General features: G+C 30.5%; 10 protein-coding genes. 9 read left to right on the top strand and 1 reads right to left on the bottom strand.

From position 1 onward, the window contains the following. Window positions 1-125: 125 nt before the first annotated feature. The 8 genes from ACFDSN_RS10155 to murI all read left to right on the top strand — a co-directional run bounded on the left by ACFDSN_RS10155 (window position 126) and on the right by murI (window position 8374). The gene (locus ACFDSN_RS10155; RefSeq protein WP_375239740.1) at window positions 126-785 is read left to right on the top strand and encodes an acetoin utilization protein acuB; all 660 of its coding nucleotides are present in this window, start codon (window positions 126-128) and stop codon (window positions 783-785) included. A gap of 2 nt (window positions 786-787) precedes the next feature. Then, window positions 788-1657, top strand: a complete 870-nt coding sequence (locus ACFDSN_RS10150) for an NAD kinase (protein WP_375239739.1) — start codon at window positions 788-790, stop codon at window positions 1655-1657. 99 nt (window positions 1658-1756) lie between these two features. Further along, window positions 1757-2449: a DUF6089 family protein gene (locus ACFDSN_RS10145; protein WP_375239738.1), complete on the top strand. Its 693-nt coding sequence runs from the start codon at window positions 1757-1759 to the stop codon at window positions 2447-2449. Beyond that, complete coding sequence (locus tag ACFDSN_RS10140) at window positions 2449-3189, top strand: isoprenyl transferase (protein ID WP_375239737.1); 741 nt, start codon at window positions 2449-2451, stop codon at window positions 3187-3189. The genes ACFDSN_RS10145 and ACFDSN_RS10140 overlap by 1 nt, the downstream gene beginning before the upstream one ends. Then, window positions 3161-5803: an outer membrane protein assembly factor gene (locus tag ACFDSN_RS10135; protein ID WP_375239736.1), complete on the top strand. Its 2643-nt coding sequence runs from the start codon at window positions 3161-3163 to the stop codon at window positions 5801-5803. The genes ACFDSN_RS10140 and ACFDSN_RS10135 overlap by 29 nt, the downstream gene beginning before the upstream one ends. Before the next feature lie 201 nt (window positions 5804-6004). Then, on the top strand, window positions 6005-6982 hold the full coding sequence (locus ACFDSN_RS10130) for an OmpH family outer membrane protein (protein ID WP_375239735.1): 978 nt from the start codon (window positions 6005-6007) through the stop codon (window positions 6980-6982). Between the two features lie 38 nt (window positions 6983-7020). Beyond that, window positions 7021-7530 carry an OmpH family outer membrane protein gene (locus ACFDSN_RS10125; RefSeq protein ID WP_375239734.1) on the top strand — a complete coding sequence of 170 codons (510 nt, stop codon included), beginning with the start codon at window positions 7021-7023 and terminating at the stop codon, window positions 7528-7530. A 64-nt stretch (window positions 7531-7594) separates the two neighbouring features. Further along, complete coding sequence (gene murI, locus ACFDSN_RS10120) at window positions 7595-8374, top strand: glutamate racemase (RefSeq protein ID WP_375239733.1); 780 nt, start codon at window positions 7595-7597, stop codon at window positions 8372-8374. 49 nt (window positions 8375-8423) lie between these two features. On the opposite strand, the gene ACFDSN_RS10115 is transcribed toward murI, so the two are convergent. After that, complete coding sequence (locus ACFDSN_RS10115; protein ID WP_375239732.1) at window positions 8424-8957, bottom strand: TrmH family RNA methyltransferase; 534 nt, start codon at window positions 8955-8957, stop codon at window positions 8424-8426. 145 nt (window positions 8958-9102) lie between these two features. Between ACFDSN_RS10115 and mutS the strand changes: the two genes are divergently transcribed. After that, window positions 9103-11718: a DNA mismatch repair protein MutS gene (mutS, locus tag ACFDSN_RS10110; RefSeq protein ID WP_375239731.1), complete on the top strand. Its 2616-nt coding sequence runs from the start codon at window positions 9103-9105 to the stop codon at window positions 11716-11718. Window positions 11719-11852 lie beyond the last annotated feature (134 nt).

Here is an 11852-nt window from a genome sequence, read left to right as displayed (position 1 = left end):
CTATTTTATTTATGTTTACGCTTAACTTTGTCATAGTTTTTGTGTTAATTATTACAAAAATACAAAGTAGTAGAGGTTTTTTGACTTAAAAATTGATTAATTTGCACTACCATTAAATTTATTTTATGCTCCTGTCAGACTACATAATTAATGATGTTAAACCATTATTAATAAAAGAAAAGGTTAGCGCTTTACAGTTTTTGTTTAATCAGTTAACATATTCTCATATACCTATTAAAAATGAAGATGGTGCTTATTTAGGTTGTATTTCTGAAAATGATGCCTATTGTTTTGAAAGCGATAAACCTTTAATTGAATGTGCTTACGCTACCGAAGGTTTTTTTGTGCGTAACAATGCAACTTGGTTAAATGTTTTGGAAGATTTTGCTGCAAATAACACTAATATAATGCCAGTTTTAGATGCTCAAAATAATTATTTAGGTTATTACGAGTTAAATGATATTATTAAATTATTTAATGAAACGCCATTTTTTTCTGAACCAGGTGGAATTTTAATTATTGAGAAAAGTGTGTCGGATTATTCTTTTAGTGAAGTTGCTCAAATAGTAGAATCTAATAATGGGAAATTGTTAGGCGCTTTTATATCTAGGTTAGAAAATGATGTGATACAAATTACCGTTAAAATTGGTAATGCCAGTTTAAATGATGTTATCCAAAGTTTTAGAAGGTATAGTTATAATATTTTATCTGAAACTGAAGACGATTTGTATTTAGAAAATTTAAAAGAGCGATCGGATTATTTAACTAAATACTTAAATATGTAATTATGAAAATTGCAATCTATAGTCAGTTTTATAAGAATAAATCTTTAGATTCTTTTGTGAAGCTTTTGGAAGTACTAAATAAAAAATCTTTTGAAGTTTTTGTTGAGGCTGAGTTTTTTGCTGAAATAAATAAAAATTCATTTTTAGAATTAGACACATTTACTGTTTTAGATAATTCTTACGATTTATTAATTAGTGTTGGTGGAGATGGAACAATTCTAAGAGCAGTCACCTTTCTAAAAGATTTAGACATACCATTAATAGGTGTGAATACAGGTAGATTGGGTTTCTTGGCTACAATTCAAACAAACGAAATTCAAGATGCAATTGAAGCTATTTTAAATAAAAATTATAATATTTCTGAGCGTAGCTTGTTAGAAATTTATACAAATCCAGATACAGAAAGTATTGGAGAATTGAATTTTGCTTTAAATGAAATTGCAGTTAGTAGAAAAGACACTACATCTATGATCACTGTTGAAACTAGTTTAAATAATGAATATTTAACTTCTTATTGGAGTGATGGATTAATTGTTTCCACACCAACCGGTTCAACAGGTTATTCCTTAAGCTGTGGTGGGCCAGTAATTACACCAAATACTTCTAGTTTAATTTTAACACCAATTGCGCCACACAATTTAAGCGCTAGGCCTTTAGTTATTCCAGATGATGCAATAATTACACTTAAGGTTAGTGGAAGAGAAAAAAATTATTTGGTCTCTTTAGACTCTAGAATTGCTACTTTAAAAGAACATACTACAATTACCATAAAAAAGGCATCTTTTAAAATAAAAATGATTGAACTAACTCATGAGAGTTTTTTAAAAACACTTCGAAAAAAATTACTTTGGGGAGAAGACAAACGTAATTAAACAATATTATAGCATAAAATTAGTTTAAAACTATAACTATTTCAATCCTATTGTAATAGGCTAATCTTATTTATTATATTTGCAAACTTTTAAGACTTTATGAAGCAATTTATTGTTATATTAATTTTACTAATCACTTGTCAAATAAGTCAAGCTCAAATAAATGAGATTGGCGTTTATTTAGGTGGAAGTAATTTTGTTGGCGATGTTGGTTCAACAACTTATATAGCGCCAAAAGAATTAGCTATAGGTGCGGTTTATAAATGGAATAGAAGTCCAAGACATGCTTATAGGTTTTCGGTTGTTTATACGGATTTGGTTGGAATAGATAATGACTCAGATGACCCTAGTCGAATTCAACGTAATTATGAATTCACAAGTAGTATATTGGAACTGTCTGCAGGAGTTGAATTTACTTTTTTTGATTTTGACCTACATAAGTTAGGACCAAAATCTACACCTTATATTTATACAGGTGTTTCTGTGGCTTTTCATGATAATTTCTTTTTTAATAATCAAGGAGATATGCAGTCAGAAAATACTTCAAGTCAGGCTTGGGGAATTCCTGTAGCTGTTGGCTATAAAACTAAAATAACAGATAAGTTTTTATTATCACTGGAAATTGGTGCTAGAGCTACTTTTTCAGATGAGATAGATGGAAGTGTGCCAGATAATCCAAACCTATTAGACGCTTTTAGTTTTGGAAATATAAATAATAACGATTTTTATGTGTTTACAGGTTTTACATTAACTTATACATTTGGTCGAAACCCTTGTTTTTGTAATTTTTAATGGATTTAATACAACAAGTTAATAAAAAACGTTTACCGAAACATCTTGCCATTATTATGGATGGGAATGGTCGTTGGGCTAAACAAAAAGGATTTCTTAGAGCTATTGGTCACGAAAACGGAACAAAATCTGTTAGAGTAACTGTGGAAACTTGTGCTAAATTAGGTGTAGAAAATCTTACTTTGTATGCTTTTTCAACAGAAAATTGGAAACGCCCAAAATTAGAAGTAGATACCTTAATGCGATTATTAGTTTCTTCTCTTAAAAAAGAAATAGCTACTCTAAAAGAAAATAATATTAAACTAAATGCAATAGGTAATTTAGGAGCTTTACCTAAAAAAGTCCTTTTAGAACTTAATGATGTTATTGAGGAAACTAAGGAAAACACTAGAATGACATTGACTTTAGCTTTAAGTTATGGTTCTCGAGACGAATTGTTAAATGCTGTTAAAGAGATAAGTTCTAAAGTTAAAAATAATATAATTTCTGAAGAAAGTATAGATGAATCAGTTGTAAATGCGCATCTTTACACGCAAAATTTGCCAGATGTAGATTTATTGATACGTACAAGTGGTGAGCAGCGTATTAGTAATTTTTTATTATGGCAAATAGCTTATGCAGAATTATGCTTTATAGATGTTCTATGGCCGGATTTTAGCCAAGAACATTTAGTAAAAGCATTAATAGAATATCAAAATAGAGAACGACGATTTGGAAAAACAAGCGAACAACTTAGTTAAATATAATATTTTGAAAACATTATTTAAATCAGCATTATTTGCTACACTTTTCTTTTGTGTAAATACACTTGTATCACAAGAATTGAGTTATGAAAATGGAGCAAAATATACACTGGGAGAAATTTCAGTAAAAGGGAATACTACATTTAGTGCTCAAACTATTATTACATATTCTGGTTTAAGAAAAGGCTCTGAGGTTCAAATTCCAGGAGAAGACATAAGTAATGCAATTAAAAAGTTGTGGAATTCAGATTTGTTTAGTGATATTGAAGTTTATCTTTTAAAAACCGAAAGTGACCTTGCCTTTTTAGAAATAAGATTGTCTGATTTACCAGAATTAAATGAAGTTGTAATTAATGGTATTAGAAAAGGTAAAAAAGAGACATTAATAAACGAAAATAACTTAACTAAAGGTGTTAAAGTTACAGAGAATTTAATTACTACAACTAGAAATTATCTTGAGAGTAAGTATAGAAAACAGGGGTTTTTAGGAGCTAAAGTAAAAGTAACAACTAACGACATCTCTAAAGACTCTACAAATAACAAATTAAGAACAAATCTTTTTGTTGGAATAGATAAAGGGTCTAAAGTGAAAGTTTCTAAAATAAATTTTGAAGGTAACGAAGTATTAACTAGTAAGAAGCTTAGGAAGTCTATGAAGAATACTAAACAGGTTAATCCTGTTAGAGTTCTAAAAAGATCTAAATTTATTGAATCGGACTATAATACAGACTTAATATCTATTGTAGATAAATATAAAGAAAGTGGATATAGAGATGCTCGTATTATTTCAGACACATTAATTAAGCAAAATGATAGTAGGGTTTCTTTAGATATTAAGATTGAAGAAGGAGATAAATATTATTATGGTGACATTTCTTTTATTGGTAATACCGTTTATTCAGACGAAACACTTAGAAGAACTTTAGGAGTTGAAAAAGGTGATGTATATAATGGAATTGAATTGCAAAAGAGAATTGCAGATAATTCAAGACCTGATGCTAACGATATTACTAATATGTATCAAAATAACGGATATTTATTTTCTACAATTAATCCAGTTGAAATAAATGCTAGCGGTAATGTTATTGATATCGAAATACGAATATCAGAAGGGAAACCGGTCTATTTTAATAAAGTTACAGTTGTTGGAAACGATAAGACTAATGATCACGTTATATATAGAGAGATTAGAACACGTCCTGGAGAGTTATATAGTAAAGAAAAAGTAGTAAGAACCGTAAGAGAGTTAAGTCAATTAGGTTTCTTTGATGCTGAGCAGTTGTCTCCAAATTTTAAAAATCCAAACCCAGAAGAAGGAACTATAGATATGGAATATTCTTTAGTTGAGGCTGGTTCTAGCCAGATTGAACTTCAAGGTGGATATGGTGGTGGAGGATTTATAGGTACTCTAGGGTTATCCTTTAATAATTTTTCGTTAAAAGATATATTTAAAAAAGATGCATATAAGCCTTTACCTATGGGAGATGGGCAAAAATTATCTTTGAGACTTCAGGCAAGTCGTTTTTTTAGGACTTATAGTTTCTCTTTTACAGAGCCTTGGATGGGTGGAAAAAAACCAGTTCAATTTTCTACATCAATATCTCAAACTCAGCAATTTTTATTCGACCCTTCTTCTGGTACAGCGGATAAGAATAGACGTTTTAACATCACAGGATTAACAGTTGGTTTAGCCAAACGATTATCTATACCTGATGATTATTTTACATTGTCTCAAGCTTTAAGTTTTCAACATTATAATCTTAAAAATTATAACACTGGCCTGTTTACTTTCGGAGATGGTTATTCTAATAACTTAGCATATACTGTAGGTTTAAGTAGAAATAATACATTTAATGACCCTATTTTTCCAACAGGAGGATCTAGTTTTTCGGCTACAGCAAAATTCTCTTTACCTTATTCTTTGTTGAATGGAGTAGATTATACAGCTTTAAAAGAAGAAAGAGATGTTAGTTCTGATGTTATTTCTGATTCAAATAATAGCATTGAAGACAGAACTAGTGCTTCAGCAAGAATAGCTGAAATCGATCAAGAGCGTTTTAAATGGTTAGAGTTTTATAAAGTTAAGTTTAAAGTCGATTGGTATTCTAAGCTAGTTGGTAAGTTTGTTTTAAAACCTAGTGTGGAATTTGGTTTTTTAGGAGCTTATAATCAAGATAGAGGAGTTATTCCTTTCGAGCGTTTCTTTGTAGGAGGAGATGGGTTAGGGGCTTTCAGTCTTGATGGAAGAGAAGCAATTGCTTTGAGAGGATATCCAAATCAATCAATCCAGCCAGAAGATGATTTTGGTAATGTTTCTCAAGATGGAGGTACAATTTATAATAAGTTCTCTATGGAGCTTCGTTATCCAATTACACTAAAACAGTCAGCAAAGATATATGCTTTAGGTTTTTTAGAAGCTGGAGGATCTTATAATGAGTTTAAAGATTACGACCCTTTTGCGCTTAATCGTTCTGCAGGACTTGGAGTACGTATATTTATGCCTGCGTTTGGTTTGTTAGGAATTGATTTTGGACATGGTTTTGATCCAATTCCTGGGCAATCAATAAAGAGTGGTTGGCAAACACACTTTATAATTGGTCAACAATTCTAAATAATTATTTCTCAAAAATGATTTAGAAAACATTTTGGCACGATATTTTCTAATTACAAGTAGAGATTTAATCTATAACCATATAGTTTTTAAATTTAAAATTCGTTATTTTGAAAACAAGGATAAAAAGATAGACTACTATATTTATTATTTGTTAAAAATTAAAATGAGATACAGATGAAATTAAAAGTTTTTATTTTATTGGTTATAACAATCTTTAGCTCTAAGCTTTCTTTTGCACAGCGAGATGGAGCTAAAATTGCGTATATAGATACTGATTATATTTTAAGTAACGTTGATGAGTATAAGCAGGCTCAAAGTCAATTAGCGACTAAGGTTCAAAGATGGAAGTCTGAAATAGAATCTAAATTAAATGTTATAAAACAGCAAAGAGAAGCATTAAGTAATGAAAAAGCATTGTTGACTAAAGAATTGTTTGAGGAGCGTTTAGAAGATTTATCATTTGAAGAAAAAGAGATAATTGAGTATCAGCAAAAAAGATTTGGTCCACAAGGTGATTTAATGATCCAGCGTAAGCAGTTAATGCAGCCTGTTCAAGATCAAATTTTTCAAGCAGTACAAGATTTAGCTACAACTCGTAAGTATGATTTTGTTTTTGATAAGTCCGCTGATGTAGTAATGCTTTATTCAGCAGAAAGATACGATATAAGTGATCAGGTTTTAAGAATTTTAAATAGAGCCTCAAAACGTGAACAAGCAAATACAAGAGCGGAAAAGCGAGAAGCAGAAAAAGATGATGTTATTGAAGAAGAGCAATCTGAAAGTCAATTAGAACGTCAACGTATTTTAGAGGAGCGAAAAGCAAGTAGAGATTCTATCTTAGCAGTAAAAAAAGAACAGTTGCGCATAGAGCGAGAGGCTGAAATTCAAGAGAAAAAAGAAAAGAGAGAGAAAAGAGAAGCAGAGAGAGCTGAGCTTAAAGAAAAGAACAATTCAGAGACCACAGAAATTGAAGAAAATAACAATTCTGAAAAATCTAGTGAAAACGTAGAAATTCCTAAAACAGCAGAAGAAGTTTTAGAAGAAAAAAGACAAGCTAGATTAGCGGATAGAGCAAGGAGGGCAAAAGAGCTTGAAGATAAACGTAAGGAAGCTGATGAAGCTAGGAAAAAAGCAAAAGAAGAACGAGAAGCTGATAAAGCCGAAGATCCAAATTAACATAAATATTAAATTATAACACGTAAATACTATTAAAAATGAAACAATTTAAAACCCTTTTTATTGCTGCAGCATTATTTATTACTGCAACTACATTAACAACTGCTCAAACTAAAGTGGCTCATATTAACACTACAGAGTTAGTTACTGCTATGCCTCAAATGAAAACAGCACAAGCTGAAGTTGAGAAATTAGGAAAAACTTACGAAGCAGATATTCAAGCTATGGTAAAAGAATATCAAGCTAAAATGAAGCAGTACGAAGCAGAAGCTGGTACAAAAACAGAAGAAGAAAACACAAAACGTGTTGCTGAGGTTCAAACTATGGAGCGTAATATCCAGCAATTTCAAACTCAAGCACAGCAAGAGTTGCAAAAGAAAGAAGTGGATTTATTAAAGCCTATAACAGAAAAAGCTAAAGCAGCAATTTTAAAAGTTGCTAAAGCTCAAGGTTTTCAATATGTTTTAGATTCTGCTCAAGGTGGTGGAGTTATTATGGCTGAAGGTAAAGACTTATTGGCAGACGTAAAAAAAGAATTAGGATTTTAATTTAAATTCCTTTCATAATTAAGAAAAGCTGACTATTTTTAGTCAGCTTTTCTAGTTTAAATATATGAGTAAAAGTCCTATAGGTTTTTTTGATTCTGGTGTTGGTGGAACTTCTGTTTTTAAAGCAGTAAATAAGTTGCTTCCAAACGAATCTACTATTTATTTAGCCGACTCAGCAAATGCACCTTATGGAGCAAGAGGTAAGGATTGGATTATAGCAAGATGTATTGAAAATACAGAACTGTTATTGTCTTATGGTTGTAAAATAATTGTAGTTGCTTGTAATACAGCTACAACAAATGCAATTAAAATTCTTAGGAAAACATATAATGTACCATTTATTGGTATTGAGCCAGCAATTAAACCAGCTAGTTTAAAAACAAAAACAAGAGCTGTTGGTATTTTAGCCACAAGAGGAACTTTAAGTAGTGAGTTGTTTAGAAAAACAACTAAGCTTTATTGTTCGGATGTCTATATGGTAGAACAAATTGGAGAAGGTATAGTAGATTTAATCGAATCTGGAAAATTATATTCTGAAGAGATGACATTACTTTTGCAGACTTATTTAAAACCAATGATTAAAGCTAATATAGATTATTTGGTCTTGGGTTGTACTCATTATCCTTACTTAGTGCCACAATTAAAAAAACTATTACCTAAAGAAGTGAAAATAATAGATTCTGGAAAAGCTGTAGCAAATCACACAGAAGCTGTCTTAAGAGCTATTCATCTTTTAAATGAAACGGACAAAAAGCCAAAGCATTTGTTTTATTCCAATGGAAGAATTGATGTAATACAGAGTCTAATTTCAAAAAACGCAAAAGTTAATTATTTAGACTTTTAATTAAAAAGTTTTTTTTTTTTTTTGAAATTTTATATGTGGGTTGTTTAATTTATAAAGATTTTAGTTTAGAAAAGATATCCCAAACCACAACACCACAACTTACAGATATATTTAAAGAGTGTTTTGTGCCAAATTGAGGTATTTCAATTACAGAATTACTGTTTGAAACAATAGACTGTTGCACACCTTTAACTTCGTTTCCAAAAACTAAGGCATAAGTAGTGTCTCTTTCAACTTTAAAATCGTTAAGCATTGTAGCGTTTTTGGCTTGTTCAATACTGCAGATTTTTATTTTTTCAGACTTTAGCTTATTGATAAGTTTGTTTGAATCTTCTATATGTTCCCATATAACAGAATCTGTACTTCCTAAAGCAGTCTTATTAATATCTTTATGTGGTGGTTTTGCGGTTATTCCACACAAGTAAATCTTTTCAATTAAAAAAGCATCACTAGTTCTAAAAACAGATCCAATATTGTTTAGGCTTCTAATATTATCTAGAATAATTATAATAGGTGTTTTTTCAATAGATTTAAAATCGTCTATACTTAGTCGATCTAATTCACTGTTTTTTAACTTTCTCATAAGTGTATTATTCGTATTGAATTAATTATTGTAATTGTGAATAAATCCAAATAACTTCAAAGGAAATGTTATTAATTAACCTTAAATATTAATTACATTGCATAACTTATTTGCTATGCAAAAATAACATTAAATAGATTATTCATTGGCTAAAAAAACTAAAAAAGAGACACCTTTAATGAAGCAGTATAATGCTATAAAAGCAAAATATCCAGATGCTTTGTTGTTGTTTCGTGTCGGAGATTTTTATGAAACTTTTGGTTCGGATGCTATAAAAACAGCAAGTATTTTAGGGATTATTTTAACCAAACGTGGAGCTGGTAGCGAAAGTGAGATTGAGTTAGCAGGTTTTCCTCATCATTCTTTAAATACATATTTACCAAAGCTTGTAAAAGCTGGAGAGCGAGTTGCTATTTGCGACCAATTAGAAGATCCAAAACAAACTAAAAATATTGTAAAGCGTGGTGTTACAGAATTAGTTACACCAGGTGTTGCTTTAAATGATGAAGTGCTAGCATCTAAAAGCAATAATTTTTTATGTGCTATTTATTTTGGCAAACTAACTATTGGAGTTTCGTTTTTAGATATTTCTACTGGAGAGTTTTTAACCTCACAAGGAAATCTGGATTATATAGATAAATTATTGCAAAACTTTAATCCAAGTGAGATTATTGTAGCTAAGCAAAAACGTCAAGAATTTAATAATTCTTTTGGAGATGATTTTCATACGTTTAATATTGAAGATTGGGTTTTTAAAACGGATTATTGTAATGAAATTTTATTAAAACATTTTAATACTACCTCGCTTAAAGGTTATGGAGTTCAAGATTTACACGAAGGAATTATTGCTTCAGGTGCTGTTTTATATTATTTATCTGAAACTCAACACCATAAGTTAGAACACATTTCTTCCATAAGTAGAATTGCGGAAGATGACTATGTTTGGATGGATCGTTTTACAATTCGGAATTTAGAATTATATCATTCTACTAATAATAATGCAGTAACACTTTTAAATGTAATAGATAAAACCATTTCTCCTATGGGCGGACGTTTGTTAAAACGCTGGTTAGCTCTGCCTTTAAAAGATATTACAAAGATTAAGCAGAGGCATAATGTTGTGTCTTACTTAAAAGAAAATACAGATAGTCTTTACGCTATTCAAAATCAGATTAAGCAAATAGGGGATTTGGAGCGATTAATTTCTAAAATAGCTACTCAAAAAGTGTGTCCTCGCGAGGTTGTTCAACTTAAGAACTCTTTAGATGCTATTGCTCCAGTTAAGGTATTGGCAAGTCAAACAGATAATGAATCATTAAAGGTTATAGGTGAAAGCTTACAAGCTTGTGATTTACTTAGGGAAAGAATTAAACAAACAATTAGTGAAAATGCTCCAGTTAATATATTAAAAGGTAACACAATTGCTGAAGGTTTTTCAGAAGAGTTAGATGAGTTAAGAGCTTTGTCAACTGAAGGCAAAAGTTATTTAAACAAAATGTTAGACAGAGAAAGTCAGCGTACAGGAATTACCTCGCTTAAAATAGCTTCTAATAATGTTTTTGGTTATTATATTGAAGTTAGGAATACACATAAAGATAAAGTTCCTAAAGAATGGACTAGAAAGCAAACCTTAGTTAATGCAGAAAGATACATTACTGAAGAACTTAAAGAGTATGAAGCTAAAATTTTGGGAGCAGAAGAACGTATTTCTGTAATTGAGCAAAAATTGTTTTTAGATTTGGTTCTTTGGATGAGTCAATATATTAAAGCAGTACAGCAAAATGCCTATTTAGTTGCTAAAATAGATACGTTATGTGGTTTTTCTCAGTTGGCAATAGAAAATAATTATGTGTTACCTGTCGTAGATGAATCTTTTGATTTAGAAATTGTTGAAGGTCGCCATCCTGTTATAGAGAAGCAATTACCTGTAGACCAACCATATATTACTAATAGTGTCAATTTAAATGATGAAAGCCAGCAATTTATTATGATTACTGGCCCTAATATGTCTGGTAAATCAGCAATATTAAGGCAGACGGCTTTAATTGTTTTATTGGCTCAAATAGGAAGTTTTGTGCCTGCTGAATCTACAAGAATAGGAGTCGTTGATAAAATTTTTACTAGAGTTGGCGCGAGTGATAATATTTCAATGGGAGAATCTACTTTTATGGTAGAAATGAATGAAACAGCTTCTATATTAAATAATATAAGTAAACGTAGTCTTGTTTTATTAGATGAAATAGGTCGTGGAACCAGTACTTATGATGGGGTTTCAATTGCTTGGTCAATTAGTGAGTATCTACATGAGCATCCAGGAAGACCAAAAACTCTTTTCGCTACTCATTATCATGAGTTGAATGAAATGACAGAAACATTTAAAAGAATAAAAAACTTTAATGTCTCTGTAAAGGAGCTTAAAGATGATGTGTTGTTTTTGCGAAAATTAGTTGAAGGTGGAAGTAAGCATAGTTTTGGTATTCATGTCGCAAAAATGGCAGGAATGCCGCAAATTGTATTGCAACGTGCCAATAAAATTTTAAAGAAATTAGAAAAATCACATTCAAGTGAGCGGTTGGTGGATAAGGTAAAGCAGCTTCAAGATGATGAGATGCAATTAAGTTTTTTTAATTTAGATGATCCTCTTTTAGAACGTGTTAAAGAAGAAATAACTTCTATAGATATTGATACGTTAACTCCTGTTGAGGCATTAATGAAGTTGAATGAAATAAAGAGAATGCTTATTAAAACGAATAAATTGTAATTTTTTTAAAAAAGGCTTTGTAGTTTTAAGAATTAGTTTAAATTTGCACTCGCAATGTTGTATTGTAAGTTCATTTAAAACTGCGAAAGTAGCTCAGGGGTAGAGCATCACCTTGCCAAGGTGAGGGTCGCGGG

Source organism: Aurantibacter sp. (assembly GCF_042094015.1).
Classification (GTDB): Bacteria; Bacteroidota; Bacteroidia; order Flavobacteriales; family Flavobacteriaceae; genus Aurantibacter.
Note: the sequence above shows the minus strand (reverse complement) of the source record. Positions and strands in the feature narration are given on the sequence as shown.

What these genes read in the sequence shown, in the direction of transcription:
- murI (WP_375239733.1), top strand. Translation starts at nt 7,595, where the DNA reads ATGAGTAAAAGTCCTATAGGTTTTTTTGATTCTGGTGTTGGTGGAACT.
- ACFDSN_RS10140 (WP_375239737.1), top strand. Translation starts at nt 2,449, where the DNA reads ATGGATTTAATACAACAAGTTAATAAAAAACGTTTACCGAAACATCTT.
- ACFDSN_RS10150 (WP_375239739.1), top strand. Translation starts at nt 788, where the DNA reads ATGAAAATTGCAATCTATAGTCAGTTTTATAAGAATAAATCTTTAGAT.
- ACFDSN_RS10115 (WP_375239732.1), bottom strand. Translation starts at nt 8,957, where the DNA reads ATGAGAAAGTTAAAAAACAGTGAATTAGATCGACTAAGTATAGACGAT.
- ACFDSN_RS10155 (WP_375239740.1), top strand. Translation starts at nt 126, where the DNA reads ATGCTCCTGTCAGACTACATAATTAATGATGTTAAACCATTATTAATA.
- ACFDSN_RS10145 (WP_375239738.1), top strand. Translation starts at nt 1,757, where the DNA reads ATGAAGCAATTTATTGTTATATTAATTTTACTAATCACTTGTCAAATA.
- ACFDSN_RS10125 (WP_375239734.1), top strand. Translation starts at nt 7,021, where the DNA reads ATGAAACAATTTAAAACCCTTTTTATTGCTGCAGCATTATTTATTACT.